22 protein-coding genes are annotated in these 21,499 nt (G+C 44.2%); 11 read left to right on the top strand and 11 right to left on the bottom strand.

Going from position 1 to position 21,499, the window contains the following annotated elements:
- Positions 1-6: 6 nt before the first annotated feature.
- The 6 genes from NCI00_RS20050 to NCI00_RS20025 all read right to left on the bottom strand — a co-directional run bounded on the left by NCI00_RS20050 (position 7) and on the right by NCI00_RS20025 (position 7,215).
- Positions 7-1,821, bottom strand: coding sequence for a PEP-utilizing enzyme (locus tag NCI00_RS20050; protein ID WP_253530522.1), 1,815 nt, complete (start codon positions 1,819-1,821; stop codon positions 7-9).
- 72 nt (positions 1,822-1,893) lie between these two features.
- Entirely contained in the window at positions 1,894-2,967 is a 1,074-nt protein-coding gene (locus NCI00_RS20045; RefSeq protein ID WP_253530521.1) for a PEP/pyruvate-binding domain-containing protein, read from the bottom strand.
- 27 nt (positions 2,968-2,994) lie between these two features.
- Positions 2,995-4,221: a cytochrome P450 gene (locus NCI00_RS20040; RefSeq protein WP_253530520.1), complete on the bottom strand. Its 1,227-nt coding sequence runs from the start codon at positions 4,219-4,221 to the stop codon at positions 2,995-2,997.
- A gap of 89 nt (positions 4,222-4,310) precedes the next feature.
- A complete protein-coding gene (locus tag NCI00_RS20035; RefSeq protein ID WP_253530519.1) occupies positions 4,311-5,792 on the bottom strand; it encodes an AfsR/SARP family transcriptional regulator in 1,482 nt (493 codons plus the stop codon).
- Between the two features lie 127 nt (positions 5,793-5,919).
- On the bottom strand, positions 5,920-6,450 hold the full coding sequence (locus NCI00_RS20030; RefSeq protein WP_253530518.1) for a hypothetical protein: 531 nt from the start codon (positions 6,448-6,450) through the stop codon (positions 5,920-5,922).
- Positions 6,451-6,543: 93 nt separating this feature from the next.
- Entirely contained in the window at positions 6,544-7,215 is a 672-nt protein-coding gene (locus NCI00_RS20025; protein ID WP_253530516.1) for an NUDIX hydrolase, read from the bottom strand.
- Between the two features lie 111 nt (positions 7,216-7,326).
- Here NCI00_RS20025 and NCI00_RS20020 point away from each other — a divergent pair, with 111 nt between their 5' ends.
- Together NCI00_RS20020 and NCI00_RS20015 are read left to right on the top strand one after the other, a co-directional pair.
- On the top strand, positions 7,327-7,770 hold the full coding sequence (locus NCI00_RS20020) for a DUF2721 domain-containing protein (RefSeq protein ID WP_253530514.1): 444 nt from the start codon (positions 7,327-7,329) through the stop codon (positions 7,768-7,770).
- A 35-nt stretch (positions 7,771-7,805) separates the two neighbouring features.
- Entirely contained in the window at positions 7,806-10,286 is a 2,481-nt protein-coding gene (locus NCI00_RS20015) for a S9 family peptidase (RefSeq protein ID WP_253530511.1), read from the top strand.
- A 345-nt stretch (positions 10,287-10,631) separates the two neighbouring features.
- Here NCI00_RS20015 and NCI00_RS20010 read toward each other — a convergent pair whose 3' ends face one another.
- The 4 genes from NCI00_RS20010 to NCI00_RS19995 are packed head-to-tail and all read right to left on the bottom strand — an operon-like array spanning position 10,632 to position 13,422.
- Positions 10,632-11,285: a response regulator transcription factor gene (locus NCI00_RS20010; protein ID WP_253530508.1), complete on the bottom strand. Its 654-nt coding sequence runs from the start codon at positions 11,283-11,285 to the stop codon at positions 10,632-10,634.
- A gap of 9 nt (positions 11,286-11,294) precedes the next feature.
- Positions 11,295-12,071, bottom strand: coding sequence for a sensor histidine kinase (locus NCI00_RS20005; RefSeq protein WP_253530506.1), 777 nt, complete (start codon positions 12,069-12,071; stop codon positions 11,295-11,297).
- Positions 12,053-12,694, bottom strand: a complete 642-nt coding sequence (locus NCI00_RS20000; protein ID WP_253530504.1) for a hypothetical protein — start codon at positions 12,692-12,694, stop codon at positions 12,053-12,055. Before NCI00_RS20000 ends, NCI00_RS20005 begins: the two co-directional genes overlap by 19 nt.
- 11 nt (positions 12,695-12,705) lie before the next feature.
- On the bottom strand, positions 12,706-13,422 hold the full coding sequence (locus tag NCI00_RS19995; RefSeq protein ID WP_253530502.1) for a hypothetical protein: 717 nt from the start codon (positions 13,420-13,422) through the stop codon (positions 12,706-12,708).
- A gap of 281 nt (positions 13,423-13,703) precedes the next feature.
- Here NCI00_RS19995 and NCI00_RS29600 point away from each other — a divergent pair, with 281 nt between their 5' ends.
- From NCI00_RS29600 to NCI00_RS19960, 8 genes are all read left to right on the top strand, one after another.
- Positions 13,704-14,126 carry a LytTR family transcriptional regulator DNA-binding domain-containing protein gene (locus NCI00_RS29600; RefSeq protein WP_374758846.1) on the top strand — a complete coding sequence of 141 codons (423 nt, stop codon included), beginning with the start codon at positions 13,704-13,706 and terminating at the stop codon, positions 14,124-14,126.
- Positions 14,127-14,171: 45 nt separating this feature from the next.
- A complete protein-coding gene (locus NCI00_RS19990) occupies positions 14,172-14,723 on the top strand; it encodes a phage tail-like protein (protein ID WP_253530500.1) in 552 nt (183 codons plus the stop codon).
- A gap of 106 nt (positions 14,724-14,829) precedes the next feature.
- Entirely contained in the window at positions 14,830-15,801 is a 972-nt protein-coding gene (locus tag NCI00_RS19985; protein ID WP_253530498.1) for a hypothetical protein, read from the top strand.
- Between the two features lie 260 nt (positions 15,802-16,061).
- On the top strand, positions 16,062-16,790 hold the full coding sequence (locus NCI00_RS19980) for a hypothetical protein (RefSeq protein ID WP_253530497.1): 729 nt from the start codon (positions 16,062-16,064) through the stop codon (positions 16,788-16,790).
- A gap of 163 nt (positions 16,791-16,953) precedes the next feature.
- The gene (locus NCI00_RS19975; protein WP_253530496.1) at positions 16,954-17,541 is read left to right on the top strand and encodes a C2 domain-containing protein; all 588 of its coding nucleotides are present in this window, start codon (positions 16,954-16,956) and stop codon (positions 17,539-17,541) included.
- Positions 17,538-18,872: a hypothetical protein gene (locus tag NCI00_RS19970; protein WP_253530495.1), complete on the top strand. Its 1,335-nt coding sequence runs from the start codon at positions 17,538-17,540 to the stop codon at positions 18,870-18,872. Before NCI00_RS19975 ends, NCI00_RS19970 begins: the two co-directional genes overlap by 4 nt.
- Positions 18,869-19,177, top strand: a complete 309-nt coding sequence (locus NCI00_RS19965; RefSeq protein ID WP_253530494.1) for a hypothetical protein — start codon at positions 18,869-18,871, stop codon at positions 19,175-19,177. The genes NCI00_RS19970 and NCI00_RS19965 overlap by 4 nt, the downstream gene beginning before the upstream one ends.
- Positions 19,178-19,276: 99 nt before the next feature.
- Positions 19,277-19,927 carry a hypothetical protein gene (locus NCI00_RS19960; protein ID WP_253530492.1) on the top strand — a complete coding sequence of 217 codons (651 nt, stop codon included), beginning with the start codon at positions 19,277-19,279 and terminating at the stop codon, positions 19,925-19,927.
- A 145-nt stretch (positions 19,928-20,072) separates the two neighbouring features.
- On the opposite strand, the gene NCI00_RS19955 is transcribed toward NCI00_RS19960, so the two are convergent.
- Positions 20,073-20,414, bottom strand: coding sequence for a hypothetical protein (locus NCI00_RS19955; protein ID WP_253530491.1), 342 nt, complete (start codon positions 20,412-20,414; stop codon positions 20,073-20,075).
- Positions 20,415-20,593: 179 nt separating this feature from the next.
- Between NCI00_RS19955 and NCI00_RS19950 the strand changes: the two genes are divergently transcribed.
- Positions 20,594-21,217 carry a hypothetical protein gene (locus tag NCI00_RS19950; protein ID WP_253530490.1) on the top strand — a complete coding sequence of 208 codons (624 nt, stop codon included), beginning with the start codon at positions 20,594-20,596 and terminating at the stop codon, positions 21,215-21,217.
- Positions 21,218-21,499: the final 282 nt, after the last annotated feature.

Genomic DNA, 21,499 nt, shown 5'->3' with positions numbered 1-21,499 from the left:
CTAAAATCAGGCAGCTTCGAGGATAATTACTTCACCCGTTGAGCCATTGACCATGATTCGGTCGCCCGTTTTGATGGTGGTAGTGGCCGAGCCTGTACCCGTTACGGCGGGCAGGGCGTACTCACGACAAACGATGGCCGCGTGCGACATCATGCCGCCGATGTCGGTCACGGTGGCTTTGATTTTACCAAAAACAGGGGCCCAACTCGGCGCCGTTACGCGCGTCACTAAGATTTCGTCTTGCTGCAAAAGACCCAGTTCGTCGGGGCTGTTGATGACCCGCGCAATGCCTTCCACTTTGCCCGCCGAAGCCGCCATTCCTTTGAGGTGATTGGTGGTTTCGCCACTTTGCAACCATCCCTGCACACTTTCGGACGTAATACCCCAAAGCATAATCGTGAAGGGTTCGGTCACCAAGGCCGGCGGCTCATTGAAAGCTGGCTTGGGTGCGGCGGTCGAAAGGGCATCAATGATTTTTTTACGACGCGCCACTTCGGTCGGAATATAATCGGGACCGACGGAAGGCACGCCCATGGCCCAACCACGACCGTAGTCAAACAGAAGTTGGTGAATTTCTTCGCGACGGAAATAAAACATGTCGTTGATATCGCTGAAAAATCCTGCTTCCACAAACACCGCACTTAGTTCGCGCATTTTGCGCCAGAAAACGCACATTGCCCAGTGCTCAATGTAGAAATTGTGGTTTTCAACGTACGGAAATACCACCCGTGCCAAGCCGATTTTGGCATCAAACGCCGCTTGGCCTTCTTCGTCGGCAATCGAGTCGCGGTATTCTTCCGTGATTCGGTCTCTTTCGGCCGCGATTGCCTCCTTCGGACGGTCAATATTTTCGCCTTTTTGCAAACGTTTCAGATAATCTTGAATGTAGCCAAAAGGAATCTCAAGGTGCTCAATCCAGTATTTATCGGTTGAGTAAAATCCGTTACCCGTCGTAAAATTAAACCACGGATATTTGGCCAATTCCCAAGCATCCAGCCATTTTTGGCCGTTTTGGGTTGCTTTCAACGCTTCCAACGCCGCCGTCAATTCTTGATTGGCGACCACCTCATCCACGCCCAATTCAAGCGCCAATTTGGCTAATTTACGCAATTCTTCGTCGGGACGGAACAAATCAACTTCCACGCCCTGCACCATTTTAGCAATCGACAAATCTGGAATGCCCGGAAAAGTTTCTTTACAAAAACCGAAAAAATCGAGGTAAGCCGCGTAGCCTAAGTTCAGAAATTCGAAGTGATACATCCATGTTTTGTAACACAAATCAATCATTTTATCGTAATTCTGAATCAAGTAGTAGGTTGGGTCAAGCCCAACACCGCCCTTAACCCATTCCATGTCAACCACTTCTGGAAGCGCCTCAAATTTTACGGCTTCCATTTCATCAATGACACCCTTTACTTTTTTATGCCAGTTTTGGAGCAAATCATTCCAATTCATGAAATAATACCCGGCGCGTTCCAAAAATTGCGGCACGCGGTCGCCGATTAATTCGGGCGCAACCCCCACGGGGCTCATGTAACAATATCCGTTGTGAATTTTAAAGTCAATTCCGTTGGCGGGCGGTATCAACCACTGACGCGTGTTGTACTGACTCAGGCATTTTACGGCAAATTCGACCGTAATGGCGTCAAAAGGCTTAAACACATTGGGCCAGTGCTGCGAATCGCAAAAGAAAAATTTAGCTTCTTCGTTTTGTTTCAGGTTATCCTGAAATACCATGTAGTAGGGGTACAATTCCTTCCAACCTTCGGCACCTTCGGGCGCTTTGTGGTCGTAAGGACTGATGAATTTTTGAGAAGACATAATTACGAATGATTAAAGGATAAAGTGAACAGTTACGGACGAATTTCCAACGGCTCGATTCGTCCGCGTGGTTTATTTTTTACTTGCTAAAGGGTTCATAAGGGTATTCAAAATGCCTTCCATACCCGTTTTGACGGAGGAAGCGGCGGCGGCTTTTTTCTGCGACCAGACCGTTTCGGGGCGGCTTTGAAGAAGCGTAAAGTTCTGACCAGCGGGCAAATCGGCATCAATCGCCCACTCAATGTCCTGCGGACAACGGTAATGTTTCTCGATAATTTTTGCCATCCGACACACGATTTTCACCTCCTCTTCGCTCAGGCTGGGCTGCGTGGCCCGCTCGTCCACAATCTCGCGCGTCAGCACCCGGCGGTTTATTTTATCGGGGACGTGTTCGATGTGTTTGTTTTGAATATTTGACGCAAGAATTTCCATCATCACCTTGTCTACCAAGAAGTTATCGGGCGTAACTTCTCCCGAAACCACCGCCTCACCCAGCCCCCAAGAAGCGTCAATGACGATTTTGGAGCGGTCGCCGTTGGTCGGATTGAGGGTCATGGCTACGCCAGCGGTGCGAGCATTGACCATTTTTTGAATCACCACACTCATCAGCACTTCGTCTTCTTTGATTTGCTGGTTGCGACGGTAGTTGATGGCCCGCGAGGTGTACAAACTCGCCCAGCAACGGCGTACGTGTTCGATGACCTCCTCCTCTCCCACCACCCACAGATAGGTATCTTGCTGTCCCGCAAAACTCGCATCGGGCAGGTCTTCGGCGGTGGCACTCGACCGCACCGCCACGGGCAGGTCATTGGTGGCTCCCGCGAGGGTACAAAGTTGGTGATACGAAGCTTTGATGCTATGCTCTACTTCGGAAGGCAACGGACTTACCAATAATAAACCGCGCACTTCTTCCGATACCTTATCCAATTCGGCCACGTTGGTGCAATCAATGCCGTTTACTTTTTCGTAAATAGCCTCGGCAAGCGCCGAACCGTGCAAAAAGTCGGAGTAAGCGTGGGTAGTAATGCAAAAACCAACGGGAACTGGCAAATCAGCAGCACTCATGCTGGCCAAACTTGCCCCTTTGCCGCCCAACAAATAATATTCTTCGGGCAAAGCTTCTTTAAAAAACAACGTGTATTTCATTTTACGAAAAGGGTTTTGACTGCTTTTTTACCACTCCACTTCTAAGGCCACGGGCGCTCTGAATGAGGTATTTAGGGCAAATTGAAAGACTTGATTTTCTTTGATGGTGAGGTGCGGAATCTTGCGGGTTAGTTCTTCCAACACAATCTTAAATTCGAGTTTTGCCAAGGGCGAACCCAAACAAAAATGGATGCCGTAGCCAAACGACAGGTGCTCTTTGGCGTTGGGCCGTTGAATATCAAAGGTTTCTCCGTTTTCAAAATTGGCTTCGTCGCGATTTGCCGAACCCATCACCAACAATAAATTGGAACCCGCTGGGATGGTCACGCCCCCTATTTCGCTGTCTTCCAGTGCTTTACGACGCCACGACACAATCGAAGGCGAAAACCGCAGGATTTCTTCAATCGCGTTGGGAATCAGGCTTGGATTCTCGCAAATGGCTTTCCAACTTTCGGGATGGAGCAACAACTCGCGAATGCCATTGCCCATCAACGACGTGGTGGTTTCGTGGCCTGCAAACAGCTGACTGTAACAAATCGCCGCAATCTCGCGGTCGCTGATTTCGTGACCTTCGGCCTGCAACCGCACCAAATCTCCCGGCAAATCGTCGGTAGGATTTTCTTTGCGCAGCGCTACCAAGTTTTGGCAATATTCCCAGTACCTCACCATATTTTGGGCGTGAACCAACTGCTCTTCTTCCGTCAAATCGCCCCAAGTAATCAGTAGGCGGCTTTCGGCCCAGCTTTTTACCTGCTGCACATCTTCGTTGGGTACCCCCAACAACATAAATATCACCAAGGCGGGCAAATCATACGCCAACTGCTTCACGATTTCGGCGTGGCCTTCGTTTTCAAACTTTTCGATCATCTCAATGGCCAACGCCCTGATGCCCGGTTCGAGCTTTTTGAAGCGACTCAGGTTGAACGCCATGCTAACGATACGGCGTATACGTGTGTGGTCGGGTGGGATGCGTCCCGACAGACCCGACAGACCAATCATGCCTTGGTCTTCCATTAATTTCTTGGCTTTCGGCGCAATCGGTTTAAACGGCGATTGGGCATTTTCGGACGTGTAGGTTTTCCAATTGCTAAACACCGCCTTAATATCTTCGTAACGGGTCACGACGTAATACCCTAATTCTTGGCTGTAAAATACAGGCTGCTCGTCCCTCGATTTTTTATAAAAGGGAAAAGGATTTGTGAGGTCAAAAGGCTTGAATTCTTCGCTTATTTTGTGATAGGGACAGGTGCTCATTGGGAACTGTTTATTTGAGTTGACTTTCAAAACATACCCAAATGTAGAAAACAATCCTTTGGTTTTTCTTTGGTTTTTTTAGTAGTATTTTAATTCTTTTTAGAAAGATTCAAATATAATTGTCTGATTTCCTCCGAAGGTGCTCCGATATTGAATTTTTTGAGCGATTCAGTATAGATTCGGTACTGTCGGTGCAGTGCGTCAAATCGCTTTGATTCGGCCAATGCCAGCAATTTTTCTTTGTGGGCTTCTTCCAAATTGGGATTTTCGCCGAGGGCTTTATCGCAGTAGTTTATCGCCAGCGAAAGATTCCCCATTTGCCGGTGAATTTTTGCTAAACTGTATAGAAGTTTGTAGTACATCTCTCGGTACCACGTGCGTTTGCTCCAGCACCAATCGTTTTCATTGTTCTCTACGTACTTGAGCGGAATGTCCATAAAAAGGTCGCCTGTATAAAGCCGCTCCGCCGACTCGTAGCAAATCTTACATTGCTCCAAATTGCCCTCTTTCAGGTGCTGATTGCCTTTGAAACACAACTCCTGAAACATCGGCAGGTCAATCCAACTGTCGTACGGCAGTCGTAAATAATACATTGAGCCTTGAAGCACGATGAAAGAAGATTGTTTTGAGGCATCATCATGGCCGTTGAGCACGAGCCGCAAAAAACGGATGGCATGATACAAACGATTCAGCGACTGCTCGGTGCTGTCGGCTTCCGACCAGAGCAAATCGGCCAATTCTTCCGTATTAGCTCCTTTTTCGCCGCGAATCAACAAAAAAGCAAACAGGGTTTTTAATTTGCGCGTAGCACCTGCTTTGGTGTTCCAGTCAATCAATTGGCCATTTTCGCGGTAAATCCGAACCTCTCCCAGACACCTGATTTTCCAGCGCCCTTCGTTGGTTTGAGCGGTCATGGTTTGAAAAGGCCGCTCCAAAGGGTACGCCTGTTTTTCGTCGTTTGTTTCCACCGCCACCTGTACTTCATCCACCACCTGATGCGTATCAATGGTGGAAAGCCAGTAGTTGAAGCGCGGTTTTAGTTGATTTTTTTTAATAATACGGGGCGGCAAATAATACGGATTCGCTTTCAGCCCCTCATGCGTGTAAATTTCGGGGTGAGAAAACAAGCCCAAAAGCAATTGTTCGTCCAACAACACCGACTCGTTGTAGACGCACACGATGGTAACGGGGTACGAATCCAACAGTTCCTGAAACGCTTCGTGCAGTTCGCGCAGATAAATATCCCCTGAAGGCGTTCTGACCGCCCACGTCATTTCAAAAAAGAAGACCGAATCTGCTTGCATTTCGGTGGGGATGGCGCTGATATGGGCCTGTAATGCTTTCACCACGGGTTTTGCCCGCACGACTTGTTCCCGCAAAAAAAACTCTTCCGACGAAACAACATCTCCTTCATTATCAACTAATTCAATCTCGAAAAACTCTTTCACGCTGCTCACACTTTGTTCATCAGCCACGTAGAGCCAATGTTTATGAACACCGATGATTCGTTTGATTTGTTGCCAAAGAAGGGAATAATCGCTAAAGAAAAGCCCCAGATATTTTGCTGCCATTGTGTCGTTGGGCTGCCGCATGGAGCAACCGAATGCAAGTATAGCAAATCCACCTTGGTTTATGCAAAACCGCCCCGAGAAGTTGGGCAAAATTCCAATCCTCGGGGCGGTTGACTTAGTGGGCTTTTTACTTGATTTTCTTCAAATCTTTTACCGTAACGGTTCCACCAGGATAGGTAAAACTGAGGCTACGACCGCCGTTGTCTTGCGATTGCTGCACGCCCGTGAGCGGAAATCCTTTGGTGCTGTATTTGGTGATTTTGCCGTCCTGCTCCAATTCGACAACGAGCACATTTTCAGCCGCGAAGTAGGCGTATTTACTCCCGTTTTGGCTACCACTAAACGCGGGCGACGAATATTCCTGTTCGGCTTTTTTATCGGTCTTGCTTTTCTTGGGAGCGGCGGCCTTCTCTTCTTCGGCCATCGTCTGCGAGAGCGGCACCAGCTCGGCGCACAATTCGGCCACTTTGGCCTTCAAGGCATTGTTAAACATATCGCCAATCATGACCATACCACCCTGCCATTGGCCCATACCGCCCAATTCGGGGATATTGAATTGTACCTGGCGGCCGCCCGACAGCTTGAGTCCTGCCAATAATGAAGAAACGGTTTCTTCACTTACGTTGTATTTTGAGGCTATTTCTTTAATCTTTTTCATGCTTCTTTTTTTGTTTCTAACTGCCAAATGGTGTTGACTCGCCCAAAAGGACATAACAATTTACAAATTATCCCTAAATAACCATGCCATCGTCTACAGTTTTTTCAACAAATCCCAATCTCCAACGGCTTTGAGATAGAGAAAATTGAGCAAAATACCGTTGGCATTGTTGATGAGGCGATGTCCTTCGGCAAAAGGCAACACCACCGTTACAATACGCTCATGTTCAGAGGCTTCTCCCATAAACAAGTCATCGTAGCTCATGATTTTTTCTTTGGGGAGCGTGAGCTCGCAATAAAAATAGTACATGGTTTCGTCGCTCGTGCCAGTAGAAGGATAGACGGGGTAATCTAACAAGCGAATTAATTGATTTTTTTCGACCGTCATCCCCGTTTCTTCAAACACCTCTTTGGCGGCCACTTTGACCGCATCCGACTCACTGTCAAGCATTCCGGCAGGGTGCTCGTAGGTCTGCGAGCCGTCGCAAATGCGGCGTTGACGAACCAGCAGCAGGTATTTTTCGCGGGTTTCTTCGTCAATCAAACACACCAACACGCACAATACCTCGCCCTTCAAGAAGCAAATGGGGGGGATTTTGTCGCCCTCGGGGGTAGTCGCGTCCAGCATCAACAGCGAAAAAAGCGCATCGCCGTGGCCGTTGTGGCGGGTAAATTTTTCCTCAATGTGGTGAATTTCAAGGCCATTTTTTAACAAATTGGCTTTCCAAAGGTTAAATTTGTGAGAATCAAAGACGTTTTCGAGCATAACAATTGCAGAAGCTAACAGTGGGTATTTTTTTAGTGCAAAGTACACAAAGAAGGCACACTATCCGCAAAAAGTCGTTATTATCGTGCTTTATTAACTCCCATTTTCGGTATGGAACTCGCTATCAGTACCCCCGCTATTTTATTTTCGACCGTTTCGTTGATGATGATTGCCTTCACCAACCGCTACCTCGCCATCGCCAGTTTGATTCGAGAATTGCACGATAAATTTCGGATAAGCCCCGATGAGAACTACGTCGAGCAAATCAAACACCTTCATCGGCGGGTGCATATTATCCGAAACATTCAATTTATCATCGTGACGAGCCTGCTGTTGAGCGCGGTTTCGATGCTTTTCATCTATTTACAGTATCAATCTGTGGCGCAGGTATTATTTTTCGTGGCGTTATTGTTACAAATCGGCGCGCTGAGTTTGTCAATCTGGGAGATTTCGTTGTCTATCCACGCCCTCAAAATCGAACTAAGCGACATGGAAGAACAACTCGGCAAGCAATTTGGCTTTTTTGGACGAACAAAACCCAAAAACATTGAATAACCACTCTATTTCACACTTCTAACCAACTAAAATCAATGAGAAAACCACTCCTGTTTATCTGGTGCCTTTGTGCCTACGCTACGTTTGCGCAAGACGGCTACCAGACGCCCCCCAAACCCCTAGCCGATTTGGTCACCGCCCCGCCCACGCCAACGGTGAGCGTGGACAGCAAAGGTCAATGGATGCTGATTTCGGAACGAAACACCGCCACCACGACCATTGCCGAACTTTCACAACCCGAGTACCGAATCGCTGGTTTGCGCATCAACCCCGCCACCAACGGCCCGAGCCGGGCGGTGTACGTCAACAACCTTAAATTACGGCAGGTTTCGGCCAATGCCACCGACGTTCAGGTAACAGGCTTGCCCGCCAATCCGCAAATTTCCTCGATTCAATGGTCGCCGGATGACAGCAAAATCGCTTTCACGCACACGACCGACACCAAAATTCAGCTATACGTAGTCGATGTTGCCACCGCCGTGGCCACCAAGGTAAGCGACGTAGCCCTCAACGCCGTGTTGGGCGTGCCGTACCAGTGGCTTTCCGACAGCAAATCGTTCATCGTCAGAGGAATACCCGCCGAGCGTGGTGCCGCCCCCGAAATCAGCCGTGTGCCTTCGGGACCGACCGTTCAGGAAAATCTCGGCACCAAGGCCCAAGCCGCTACTTATCAGGACTTATTGAAAAGTCCCGCCGACGAGAAGCAATTTGAATACTACGCCACGGCCCAAACCATGAAACTTGGACTCGACGGCAGCGTACAAAAAATCGGCAATATGGGCCTCATCGCCACCGCTGCTCCTTCGCCCGACGGTCGTTATGTGATGATTGAGAGCATTCACCGTCCGTTTTCGTATCTGGTAACGGTCAACCGTTTTCCTTCTAAAATAGACATTTTTGACGCCGCTGGTGCATTGGTAAAAACCCTGACAGACATTCCGTTGCAGGAAAATGTGCCCTGGGGGCAGGATGCCGCCCCATCGGGACAACGCAACCACAACTGGCGCAACGACGCGCCCGCAACGGTGTATTGGGTAGAAGCCAAAGATGGCGGCGACCCCAAGCGCAAAATTGCCATTCGCGACGTGGTGTACACGTTGGAGGCGCCTTTCAGCGGCGAAGCCAAAGAAATCTACGCGGCGGCTTATCGTTTTGGCGGCGTGACCTGGGGCAATGACCAAATAGCGTTGTTTTCGGAGCGTTGGAACGCTACGCGCAAAATCATCACCAAATTGGTGAATCCAAGCAATCCTGCCAATCCAGTTGTATTGTTTGACCGCTCATCGGAAGACCGTTACAACAACCCCGGCACGCCCGAATTGAAGAAAAATGCCTACGGCGAATACGTGCTTGACATCACGGCCGCCAACGAAATCTACCTCACGGGCCAAGGTGCCTCTCCCGAAGGCGACCGTCCGTTTGTGGATGTGTATAGCCTCACCACCAAGCAGGCCAAGCGTTTGTTCCGCTCCGAAGCACCGTTTTTTGAGCGCCCCATCAGCATTCTGAACGCCGAAAAAGGTTTGATTCTCACTTCGCGCGAGTCGCAGGAAGAGCAGCCGAACTATTTTATCCGTAACCTGAAACCTGCGCCCAAAAAGGGCAAAAAAGCGGCCGAGCCCGCGTTGACGCAGGTAACGTTTTTCCCGCATCCCTATCCGCAATTTAAGGGCATTCAGAAGCAACAACTGCGCTACAAACGCCCCGACGGCGTGGATTTGACGGCCATGTTGCTGCTGCCTCCCGGCTATAAAAAAGAAGACGGTCCGCTACCAACGTTCCTGTGGGCGTATCCTGCCGAATTTAAGAATGCCGCCGCCGCCGGACAGGTCAACGGCTCGCCGTACCAGTTTAACCGCATCAGCTATTGGACGGGCGCGGCCTTTGTCACCATGGGCTACGCGGTGTTGGAAAACGCCTCCATCCCCATCGTGGGCGAAGGCGACAATGAGCCTAACGATACTTACGTAGAGCAATTGGTGGCGAGTGCCAAAGCCGCCATCGACGAAGGCGTACGCCTCGGCGTAGTGGATGCCAGCCGCGTAGGCGTAGGAGGCCACTCTTACGGCGCATTTATGACCGCCAACTTATTGTCGCACAGCAACTTATTTAGAGCGGGCATTGCGCGCTCGGGCGCTTACAACCGTACTTTGACGCCGTTTGGCTTCCAGAACGAGCAGCGCACCTACTGGCAAGCCCCCGATGTGTACAATAAAATGTCACCGTTTATGAACGTAGACAAGGTAAAAACCCCGCTCCTATTGACCCACGGCGAAGCCGACAACAACACGGGTACGTTCCCGATTCAGTCGGAGCGGTATTACAACGCCCTCAAAGGCATGGGTGCCACGGCCAAATTGGTGTTTTTGCCTTACGAAAGCCACGGCTACACCGCCAAAGAATCGCTCCTGCACATGCTGTACGAAATGAACGGCTGGTTGGACAAATATGTGAAAAACGCGCCCGCCACGACCCCCGCCACCAAGACGGGACAAATGTCGGGCGAGAAGCGCTAAGGTACTTTTATCATTCCGTAGGAATCTACTCCGTTTTAAGGACAGCCGGTTGGAAACAGCCGGCTGTTTTTTTATATTTGAGGGTAGGCTATGGCGGTTAATGCACCGTTTTGGGAGGTATAGAGGTATATATGCAATAGTATATAGAGATGCAGTTTTTTTTTATAAAAATGACAAAGTGTTCGCCCCCACAGATAACACGAGTTGTGTTTTGGGATTTATTATAGTCCAAACCTAGATTTTGTTACTCATTTAGTTGTTTAATGACAAGCAAACATTTCAGAAATAATACCAAAGTGAATGTAAGGCTTGTGATATTACGTTTTTGAGGATTCGAAATGTAAATCATTCCACTTTTACAATACCGATTTTAACGGCATACATAGCCAATCCCACCCTTGTTTTGATGTTCAATTTTTCAAACAGGGCATCCCGATAGCCCTCTACCGTTCGCGGACTGCAACACATCAGGTCAGCGATTTCTTTGTAGGTCAATTCCGAACATACATGATGCAAAAACTCCAGCTCACGGTTACTCAGTTTTTCATCTTTTGAACTTTCCTTTGGTGGAGGCCCCGCGATAGTTTGAAAAAAAACGGCGGTAGCCCACTGCGGGAAATACATCCCCCGCTCTATGAGATTAATCAACGCTTTTTCCAGCTCGGCTGGATGGACGTTTTTGTGTAGATACCCTTTTGCACCCAATTTGATCATCCTTATCAACGAGGCTTCATCATCCTGCATGGAGAGTACCAAAATCTTGACGCCCGGGTAGTGGTCATGCAGCCACTGCGCGGTTTCGAAACCATTCATAATGGGCATTGAGATGTCAAGTAAAACAATATCGGGGATGTTTTCCCTTGTTTTGAATTTTTGCAGGAGCACACTGCCGTTTTCGGCCTCATACAGCACCTCAAAGTCTTTCATTTCTTGTACCATCGCGGCAATGGCTTTGGCAATCAATAGGTGGTCATCTACCACCACTACTTTATACTTCATACAAACTTTTTACAATTTTAACGCAAATCTTAAGTCGGTTCCCTGATGAACAACGGAAGTAAACGCATAATCAATGACCTGCAACTCATTGGCCCGTCGTTTGATGTTAGACAGACCTATACCAGTGATTTTGGTGTGAATGTCAAAACCTTTGCCGTCATCGGTAAAGTGAAAATACACAATATCGTCTTTTTGTTGGATGTCAATCCATATATGTTGGCAAAAAGCATGTTTTAGGCTGTTTTGGATAAACTCCTGTGCTAGGCGGAAGAGGTTATTTTTGGCCGCAACGGAAAAAAACAAGTCAGAGGGGGACATGTTTATTTGGAGTTGGCACATGCCCGCCTGATTTACTTGAACAGATTCCTGCATCAACAGCTCAAACAGTGACTTTTGGGCCAATTCGGGTTGAACCAGCGATTTGGACAGTTGCCGCAGATCCTGTAAGGAATCATTAATGATCTTAGCTATTTCGGTTACCTGCTGTTCTTGGTATTCTGCTTGACGGGCGTATAAAAGACGTTGGGTATAAAGGGAGGCTAGGGTGAGTTTTTGCCCCACATTATCATGGATTTCACGGCCAATATCGAACATAGTAAGTTTCTGAACGTCCAATTGGGTCTCAATCAGTGCCTGATGGTGCAGTTGTCGCAGCAATTGTTTTTCTTTTTCGTGTTGGATTTTGCGTTGTCGATATAGTATAACAAAAACGGCAATCCCTCCAATAAAGATAAGTATTGTCACATTGACCAGAATCAGGAAGAGTGTCAGTTCGTTTTTCGCCATATAAAGCTGACCGCAAAAAGCAGATACATGATATAATCTAAGAATATAACAATCCAAGTATAACTGAAAAGTAAGGCCATATAATTGTTTCTTAAGTAGTTATACATTCCAAAATAAGGGAAAGTCCCCAGAAAGAATAGCAGCAGGCCAAGAGCTACCCAAAACATCTGCTCACGGTAAAATGTCAGAATACGGTCTGAATTGACCAAATCATAAAAATAATAAAGGATAAATACCAACAAAACGATGTTGCCGATGGTGTACGAAAAAGACAAAAACACGTCTTTGCCGATGGGGTGAGCATCGTTGATGAGCTCTAAAATAAATGCGAAAACGTAAACCAACACCCCCGTCCAAATAAGTTTTGGTCGGGAGTTCAGGGTTTTATAAAACAGCCAATACATAAATAAAAACTCAAAGGGAATAATAATATAGATGGCTAACGGCCCCCTTAACGAGATAGGAATCAGATAATTGAGGGTTTCTAAACAAGCAATGGAAAGCAAATACATCGGAAAGTACTGCCAGTAGCTGCCGCTTAATTTTTTCCAATAAATGAGGCCAGTTAGGCCAGCTAAAAGTTCAAAACCGATATACGCTTTCTTAAACAGTAGCATGTCCATACTTCTGGAGATTATTGGTTAGGAAAAGCCGTATCTTCATTTTGACAAACTGGCGGACATAATCCCCCGTGATTTTGGGCGCTTACTTCTGGACTCAGAATCACCGCTTTAAAGGCCATTGCGTTGTTGTATTGCAGTTCGTTGATTGACTTGTCTATGTATGATTTATTCAGACCTTTCAAATACTCCGATAATGGCCTGATTTCACATTTGCCTTGGTTGTACGAAGCCAGCGGGTCAAAGTCCACGTTTTTATTTTTCTGTTTAATGGTAGGCACCATCATCAGCGTATGCAGGCCGGCATACTCGCGGGGCAAATTCTGAAAGCCGGGCAGGGCAGCGTTGGTTCCGGTAGTACCAGAATACTCGCCAAAGTATATTCTTACACCTAAAGCAGGGGCTTTTTGCCCACAATTTTGGCAGGAAAACCGTTCAATCTGGTAAATAAATTTTTTCAGCGTCTCTAGGCTGAACCAGACTGACTTAGAATCTACTAGTTTCCGTGAGAACCCGCTTTGCATACCCCGCGTATACGACGGATAATGATTTTTGGAATATAATCCCGTAAGTTCTTTGGCTTCACTCAGTGAGAGGCCGCTAAAAACGCTGTTACTGTAATCATAACAAAATTGATCACAAGGTTTTTGCTGTGAAACGGGCTCGGATTTAAAAGACATAAAGAAAGTGGCCGCCCAGGCTAAATTTGTAATGATTAATAACTTTTTCATTCTGAAATTGAAAGTTTGAACTCTACTGATTGAACCCCTCAAAGTTAGACGTTAAATACGCTTCAAAAGATAAAAGCAAAGGACTTTAATTTTAACAATAAATCACAAAATACTCATTATCAGCATATTCAACTATTTATCAGTTTGGTTAAATACGGGTTATTACGCATGTATTACCGTTAAAAAACGGTATAAAGCTATCGTTAAACGTGGGTGTTAAATACCGTGGTTTAAGGCTTGTTGGGCCAGCAGAATGACATCAATTTTGTGCCGTCGTTTAAATGATTCGATTTATACCTATTTACCAACACCACATTATGACAGGTTTATCTATCCCACATGAACAGGTTTTTTGCAGCAGGCAGTTTCATCGGTTGTTATTGAAGGGCACACTCTTCTCTCCACACATTGTTTTGGCAAATTTGATGTATATCACTGGCAACGGTAATTATTCACATCTGGTAATGGCCAACGGCCAAAAAGACCTATGCAGTCGAGCCGTAAGTTTTTATGAGGAGCATCTCTCAAAATGTTCTGACTCTTTTCTGAGAGTACACAAGCAGTGTCTTATCAATGTTCTTCATGTAAAGAAATGCACATCGAATCAATTAATTATGATTGACGGTTATGCGGTGCCTATTGCACGTCGCCGAAAAAAAGAAGTCAAATTAAGAATGAAAATGTTGCTTCAGAAGAACCGCTAATTATTACTACCAATGAATTTAAATCATTCTAAAACCCTACAGATTATGAGATACATTGCATTTTTTATAATAAGCCTGTTGTTTTCTGCACCTATCCAAGCGCAAATTACGGTCACGGGTGCAAGTACTGCCGGCGCAAACACAACCTATAATTTAGGCACGGCCCAAACTGTGCAGGTGTTCAACAGCGATGCTGGTACAAATTTGTATTCAAATATTCCCTTTACCTCTTATTCACAGATGCCTCCATATTATGAGATGTATCGAATTTATCGTGTAGGCGGAGTTTGGACGTTAGATCAGGCAATAGTAAGTGCTAGTGTAGGGGTAAGAATTACTACTTTGTACACAATTTCAAATAATTTGAATAATCCTCCCTGTGATTGGGGCAATGGGGTTTTATTGGCAGGAACCTGTGGGGAGCTGCCCGTACAATCAGCTACGATTGCGCCCGGTTTTATTACAATACCTCAATTCTCCGCTGCTGCTATCTCGGCAATAATCTCCCCTCAAAAAGGGATGTTGGTCTTTGATACGACCAACAACTGCCTCAAACTCTACAACGGCACGGCTTGGAAGTGCCTCGTGACTCAGTAAGTAACTGAACGAAATAAATTGTTTTATTGAGCTTTAAACACCTGTCCATTAGGGCTTTATACTTAAATCATGGCTTTTTTTTCATAACTACTTAAATTAATCAAGAATGAAAAAATCACTTTCTTTTCTAATGATAGCATTTCCGATATTAAGTTGGGGGCAGTTTGCAGAGATGACTCCGACGCGGATATTTGCTAGGAAAAAAATTCTTAATGAATTCTTTGTAAACGACAGTACGGTGTTTTTTTGGAATACCAACAAAGGCAGTTTGCGGGCAGGCCTTGCAAAAACAGACAATTATGCCCCTTATTCAGAGGCCTTTAGGGAAGTAAACATCGGAAATTATTCATTGGCATATGGTACGAACAACATAGCCAGTGGCACTAACTCATTTGCAGGTGGAAGTAGAAATATTTCATCTGGTATAAATTCTGTAGCACTTGGAAATCTTTCCGAAGCAAGTATTGGCAATAGTTTTGCCTTAGGCTATAATGCAAAGGCCTCTGCCAATGGCGCTGTTGCTTTTTCTAATGGTCAAGCAAAAGCAGACTTTTCGCTGGCCTTTAGTGGCGGCTCTACGGAGTCTGTAGGCTCGTTGGCGTTCCACAACGGTAAAACAACCAATTTAGGTTCATTCGCCATTGGAGAGTCAGCGGTTGCAACAGAACGGTATTCGGCTGCTATTGGACGTAATATTACCTCTAATTCTAAATATTGTTTAGTTGTGGGGCAGTTTAATGACCCAACTATCAACACAGCAGGGCAAGATGATGCCAACTCTCCACGATTTGTAGTGGGGACAGGATATAGTGGTGTAAATAATATTAATGGGTTTGTGGTTTATCAGAGCGGGAATGCTACACACAAAGGTCGGATAAGTGTCAATACTGCTTCTCTACCCCGAGCCTCACTTGATGTAGTCGGTACCGATGCTATCATTATTCCTGTGGGTACTAGTGCCCAACGACCTTCTACGCCTATAGTGGGCATGATTCGCTACAATTCAGAGATAGACAAATACGAAGGTTATGTACAAGATGCAGGCAGTGGCGCTCCCGGCTGGAAAGGGTTGCATTAAAACAAAGGCTATACAGCTCCGAAAGCCTCTTTGCAAACCATCATAATGAGTCAAAATGTCTCATAAGTTTTAGGCGTCCCCTGGCTTTAAAAAAATACTTTTAAAATATTGCAAATCAGCACATTATGCTCTTGATGGCCACAAGACCTTAGCCACTGCTTTGCCTTTGCAGCACCCCACCGGCGGCACAAAGACCGTGGGAGCGGATACCGAAAAGCTTAGAGAGTAGGTGATTTTTACGAACTTAAATTTTTACAAAAATGAAAAAAGTGTTTGTGTTACTGTTTCTGTCTTATAACGTAATCTGTGTTGGACAACAAAATAGAAAAAACAAATTTGATGATATAGGTAGGCAACATAATCAAATATTATTTGATTTGATTAATTCTAATACCTTAAAAATGGCAAAAACTTCCAACATTAAAGACCCATATAAGATATACCTTAAATTCTTAGATGAATGTTGTGAAAGAAAAATGAGTTGCTGTGGCTCACCAGGGCCAACGAAACCTATTAATGAGGAAATAATATTATTTCACAAGGCTTTAACTCCTAAAACCACTTTTTTAGAAGTTTTTAGACAAAACTACACTATCCCTAATCCAGGTCGAAGCCCTTTAGAGGATTGGTTTTGGAAACTTTGGGAACTTTATAGAACTAAAAAATTAGAAAAAGCAGCTACCAATAATGATTTTAATGAAATAATTGCTATTGAGGATATGATAATTTCGGATAAGAAAATATCATCTAATGACAAAGAATATTTATTAAAAACCACCTCCATAATGCGTTATTCCTATAAATTTTGGTCCGATGTAAAATTCAATCCCAAGAACCCTTACTTTAACCCAAATTTAAAACAATTCCCATGGGGATCGGATGTAGATGGAGCAATAGGTGGATATAGACTTGGTGGCGGATGGGGCGCTTTAGGAGGGGCAGCTTTTTGTTCTGGCGTTGAATTAATTAAAGACTATTTCTTCAACTAACAATGACATATATTTCTTTAGTGCGGCAGCAACTGCCGTCGCATTAAAGAAAACTCTTCACAAAATTTCAGGGAAAGATAATCCTTTTGGCAATTTTAACGGCCAAGTGGAGCGATGCCCCACACACAAGTGTCTATTTATCAAACTTGTCAGTTCTCTCATTATGAATATCAGAGTTTTAATAATGCTTTTGGGCATTGCTTGCGGCAGCTATGCCAAAGATATAAAAGGGTTTTACATAACACCCCAACAGGATACTGTTCAGGCTATTTTCGAGGTGAAATGGGGGCTGACAAGGCCCAACCTGTATAGATTGCAGGCAGAGGTAACGTGTACCGATAGCAGTGGAGTAAAAAAAACGCTACACCCGCAAGATACTGAATCATTTACGCTTTTTATGCCCGATGGAAAAAACATAAAATTCAGCTCTTTTACGTGGACCAATGAAAAAGGGAATCCACAGCAGTTTGCTTTAGATTTTGGAGGTTCTTACTTGCACCTTTATGCCTACATTGTCTTGAACAGTTACGACAAGAGCGAAACCCAACGGTTTATGCTCAAAAAGCAAGGCCAAAAAACCATAAAAGAAGTCTGGGGTTTCTCTACCCGAAAACAGTTGATGACTTATTTTGCAGATTGCCCTGATTTGGTTCAGCAAATAGAAAAGCGCGAGCCTATCGCTCAAAATATGGTTGAAATGGTGGGTTATTACAATACCCATTGTGCGCCGCAACTACAAAACAACAAATGAAATCGCTCTTTTTGCTATCGTTGATGCTGTGTAACTTTTGGGCCGGTGCTCAAATAGATACACCGCGGGGCGCTCCAACGGATACTGTCCAAGCAACTCAAGTAGCTGTGCCATCGGCCAATCATCCCCCTCAACTGCTTCATAAAGCGCCCGAAATACTTTGGTTTACCAACTTCCGACAGGTAATTACGCATCAATTTCCTGCAAAAGGTTTTTACCGCGATCAAGAAGGGCATGAGGTGGCATTTCGGCTACTGACCAAAGGCCATGCAGGCCTTCGCCTTACACCCGAAGGTTTATTTACAGCACAGATTTCATTGGCCGAATATCGCAAACTCCCACTAACCGTAGAATACGAAATCTTTGAAACCAATACCTCCGAAAATCTGACGGCTAAAGGAGAAATCATCCTCCAAAAAACCAAAAACGATTTGCCGCCTACCATCAGTATTTCGCCCAAAACCCTGTGGTATGCCATCGAAGAAACTGATTCTGTAGCTATCAAAATAGCTATAACTGACCCCAACGACGACCTGCGCGAGTTTGAGGTGTATTCGAGCGTGCAGTATGGTAGGTTTAATCCTGCACATTTTTTGACCAAAACTGCGGTGAATACCTATTGGTTTCGGTGGCAGCCCGGCTATGATTTTGTCCAACTCCGTAATGCACAAGAGGAGCCCAAACGCGCCTTTCAGCTTGTTTTGGAAGCCAAAGACGAAGCTGATTCAACTACACGAGTAGCCATAGAAATTGAAGTATTTGATAAAATTGATTGGAACATTGCCGACAAAGTGCGTCAGCAGGAATTTGAGCAGGTAGTTTGGTCGGCTACCGAGGCGTTGATTCGTTTAGACAAAACCTTCCAAACTATGGACAAAGACATCAAAAAGATGTACAAAAACAAAAAATTGCGAGCTTCATTGGGAACATCGCTAAGAACACTATCTCAAAATGAATTTTTACGCAATAAAGTAATTGGCGAAGACGATGAAAAACGAAATTGGCTGGGGGTCATCAATGATACCCAACAAGACCGTGTAAACAATCACACAAACGAATTCAATATTGAACAAGAGTACCCTATTGAATTTGCTAAAATTCAACGTTTTTCAAATATTGTAGCCCATTTGAGAAACATCTACGTAGATACTGAATTGTTTATAAATCGATATACCCAAACCGAAAGTCGTCGCAATGAAGTTTTTTTGACAGAAAAAGAAGCCCTCCAAAAAAAAATCAGTAGTGTTTTAAAAGATAATTCCTTGGGGCTTCAGCCTCTTAATCTTACCATGACCGACGAGACAGTAAAGCATTATTTTACAAGAAAATGAAAACAAGTATCTATTTCCACAAAAATGATTACGGACATGATGCTGTTTCAAAACAATTGACAAAAATAGAAAATGGCTGTTTCGGCACCGAGAAACTCCGTTGCCAAATCAACCAACCCCAAACAGCCCGCAATACTCCTGCTCCTATCCGATATGAAATATACATTGCTCCTTTCCATAAATTATCAGAGCAGAAATTAGTAGTTACTTTGCCAACGGCAGGCATATTTGAGATTGCCGCAAGCAAGTTTAAAACAAGCACGGTAGAATATATTATACTAAAATCCATTTATGCAGAAAAGTAAAAACAATTATTTTTCTGCTCATCAAGCCCATTCTCCGCTGCCCCGATGCTTGTTTGGATGTAACTTTGCACGAAATACCGATAAAGAAATAGGTCCTCTATGATACGATTAGTAACAAGAAAAGAAATGGTAACTTCCAAACGAATCGTTGGTTCGGAATTAGCCAAATTGCAGAAGGCTTTTTTTGACAATGATATGTTAGACTACTATAAAGTCGACAATGAAGAGCAACTATATTTAACCCAGTTTGATTGTATCCACAACGAGGTTTTTGAGTATCCTGTTTTTGATAAAGTGCTATCATTATATCACCATGAAATTGAGACATTTACCCCCATTTTAGCAAAAAAACTGCGAGATTTATTAGAAAACATCCACGTACAAAACCTTCTACTTATTAGTCATTTAAGGCTTAATTTGTTGGAAAATAGAAAAGTCAGGAACAGCCGCTTGGCTAATTCTTACCAAAAGCTCGAAACAATGGTTCAGAATAAAAGCTATTACGAAGTCATTGCTTTTGACTTAGAGAGTTTGCCCGATATAATTGAAATTGTTTTTTGGATTACTCGTTGCGACCCCAGTGCCGCCGAGTATATCTTGTTCTTTGATACAGATGAAAGAGTACAGTTTTTTATTTGTAAGTATGGAAATGTTCACCTGACTGAGTTTAAACAAGAAAATTTGTCCGCAAAAAAACTTACTGCCCTTGGTTGGCACATTTTAAATGGTCAGGAAACGGATAATTTCTAAAAAACAGTAAAACAATATGAGCTCCATTTACCACCACGAAAAGGGCTTTTTCATAAAACTTTTTTGATTTTCAAAAATTGAAACAACTCCTTGATTTTATCACGAAACAGGTCAATAAGAGAGTTTATACTCTTATTTTGGCCGCTTAGTAGGAGACACAACTCATACCTCGTATGCAACCTGTGGCAATCAAACCCCTAATCTCTTTACCATCAGCGGCCAACCAGCTTTGCTGTTTCTGGGACAGCGACAAACCATAGACCTTGACGACAAGCGACACAAAACGTTGCGTGTTGACAAACGCTAATAGGCACCGCAACTGAGCACGAAAGAAAGGCTGTTGGGCCGACGGCTGAAAATGGGCCGAAAGCCACTCAAACTGATTAAAAATGTAGCGGTGAATCGAAGAGAGTGAGCCGCCGTGACCCGCGAGTATAGCAATCAGTCCCCCCATAAGCACCAAGGGTACGAGTGTCTTTGACCTCATTTGCACTTATATCTAAGTCGGTCTGCTGTTGAAGTAGATGGAAAAACGTGTTATCTTCGGCCTGTAATGAGTGGGTAGGAGACATCTTGTTAAGATTTAGAACACCTCAAAGATGCCTATTTATCCCCTCTTTACATTTTTATGCGAAAGCCCTGTTTTAGCTAATAAACAAAAACACAATGAAAACGCTTTTGGCTCTTAACATTTTACTGGTATCAATAAATGCTAGGATGTATGCCCAAAAGAATAATGGCACGTTTGAAAATAAGACAAGCTATGAAATTATTCAGGAAAACTCAGACACAACCTATTCTTTAAAGATAAAAGACCCCAAATCAGGAAGTACGTATAATTTATTAAACGGCAAAATAAAACCAACAGAGGCCTTTGAGGAGAAACAAGATATTCCTCAAATGATTAAAATTTTCGAAATAGATTTCGACAAAAAGGGTTTGCAGGAGATTGTGTTGGAATATTCTATTTCTTACACAACTCAAAAAGGGGAATCGGGCGCAGATTCAAAAAAGAAAACTTTCGTAAAAATAATAAACCTAGATAAGAAAGAAACATTACTTGATTATCACTTTCATGAAGCAACAGAAAACTTCTTTTATTCACGCAATTACAACGAAGACTTTATTGAAAGCAGCGATTACAATCTTGAATACAAAAACAATAAAGGCGCTAATTATTACATCTCAGATTCAAAAATATATTTTATAGACATTTCTGAAAATTCAAAAAAAGGCAAATTAACATTCAACTACAATAAGGCAAAAGAAAAATTTGAAAAAGAAAAATAAATTCACAATAGTTGACTCTATTTTATAGGAGATATGAAAAATATAGACAAGAAGAGTTTAGAAAAGGCTTATGCTTTATTTGATACTAACGATATAAGTAAAATTTCAATAGGAACAACGAAGGGTTTACAACAAATACACAAATATTTGTTTGAGGTCTCTATGATTTTGCAGGAAAGATTCGGACTCAAAATATCTCCAAAGGTGGTTTTCGATTCGCAACAGCTTTATATTTAAAAGGCCAAGTATATTAAAACCCTAACTTTATTGCCAAAATAGCTT

The sequence above is a fragment of the Runella salmonicolor genome, assembly GCF_024158025.1.
Lineage (GTDB): Bacteria > Bacteroidota > Bacteroidia > Cytophagales > Spirosomataceae > Runella > Runella salmonicolor.
Note: the sequence above shows the minus strand (reverse complement) of the source record. Positions and strands in the feature narration are given on the sequence as shown.

Excerpts from the sequence above, each read along its gene's own strand:
- NCI00_RS20050 (WP_253530522.1), bottom strand. The coding sequence starts at position 1,821 with ATGTCTTCTCAAAAATTCATCAGTCCTTACGACCACAAAGCGCCCGAA.
- NCI00_RS20045 (WP_253530521.1), bottom strand. The coding sequence starts at position 2,967 with ATGAAATACACGTTGTTTTTTAAAGAAGCTTTGCCCGAAGAATATTAT.
- NCI00_RS20040 (WP_253530520.1), bottom strand. The coding sequence starts at position 4,221 with ATGAGCACCTGTCCCTATCACAAAATAAGCGAAGAATTCAAGCCTTTT.
- NCI00_RS20035 (WP_253530519.1), bottom strand. The coding sequence starts at position 5,792 with ATGGCAGCAAAATATCTGGGGCTTTTCTTTAGCGATTATTCCCTTCTT.
- NCI00_RS20030 (WP_253530518.1), bottom strand. The coding sequence starts at position 6,450 with ATGAAAAAGATTAAAGAAATAGCCTCAAAATACAACGTAAGTGAAGAA.
- NCI00_RS20025 (WP_253530516.1), bottom strand. The coding sequence starts at position 7,215 with ATGCTCGAAAACGTCTTTGATTCTCACAAATTTAACCTTTGGAAAGCC.
- NCI00_RS20020 (WP_253530514.1), top strand. The coding sequence starts at position 7,327 with ATGGAACTCGCTATCAGTACCCCCGCTATTTTATTTTCGACCGTTTCG.
- NCI00_RS20015 (WP_253530511.1), top strand. The coding sequence starts at position 7,806 with ATGAGAAAACCACTCCTGTTTATCTGGTGCCTTTGTGCCTACGCTACG.
- NCI00_RS20010 (WP_253530508.1), bottom strand. The coding sequence starts at position 11,285 with ATGAAGTATAAAGTAGTGGTGGTAGATGACCACCTATTGATTGCCAAA.
- NCI00_RS20005 (WP_253530506.1), bottom strand. The coding sequence starts at position 12,071 with ATGGCGAAAAACGAACTGACACTCTTCCTGATTCTGGTCAATGTGACA.
- NCI00_RS20000 (WP_253530504.1), bottom strand. The coding sequence starts at position 12,694 with ATGGACATGCTACTGTTTAAGAAAGCGTATATCGGTTTTGAACTTTTA.
- NCI00_RS19995 (WP_253530502.1), bottom strand. The coding sequence starts at position 13,422 with ATGAAAAAGTTATTAATCATTACAAATTTAGCCTGGGCGGCCACTTTC.
- NCI00_RS29600 (WP_374758846.1), top strand. The coding sequence starts at position 13,704 with ATGATTCGATTTATACCTATTTACCAACACCACATTATGACAGGTTTA.
- NCI00_RS19990 (WP_253530500.1), top strand. The coding sequence starts at position 14,172 with ATGAGATACATTGCATTTTTTATAATAAGCCTGTTGTTTTCTGCACCT.
- NCI00_RS19985 (WP_253530498.1), top strand. The coding sequence starts at position 14,830 with ATGAAAAAATCACTTTCTTTTCTAATGATAGCATTTCCGATATTAAGT.
- NCI00_RS19980 (WP_253530497.1), top strand. The coding sequence starts at position 16,062 with ATGAAAAAAGTGTTTGTGTTACTGTTTCTGTCTTATAACGTAATCTGT.
- NCI00_RS19975 (WP_253530496.1), top strand. The coding sequence starts at position 16,954 with ATGAATATCAGAGTTTTAATAATGCTTTTGGGCATTGCTTGCGGCAGC.
- NCI00_RS19970 (WP_253530495.1), top strand. The coding sequence starts at position 17,538 with ATGAAATCGCTCTTTTTGCTATCGTTGATGCTGTGTAACTTTTGGGCC.
- NCI00_RS19965 (WP_253530494.1), top strand. The coding sequence starts at position 18,869 with ATGAAAACAAGTATCTATTTCCACAAAAATGATTACGGACATGATGCT.
- NCI00_RS19960 (WP_253530492.1), top strand. The coding sequence starts at position 19,277 with ATGATACGATTAGTAACAAGAAAAGAAATGGTAACTTCCAAACGAATC.
- NCI00_RS19955 (WP_253530491.1), bottom strand. The coding sequence starts at position 20,414 with ATGAGGTCAAAGACACTCGTACCCTTGGTGCTTATGGGGGGACTGATT.
- NCI00_RS19950 (WP_253530490.1), top strand. The coding sequence starts at position 20,594 with ATGAAAACGCTTTTGGCTCTTAACATTTTACTGGTATCAATAAATGCT.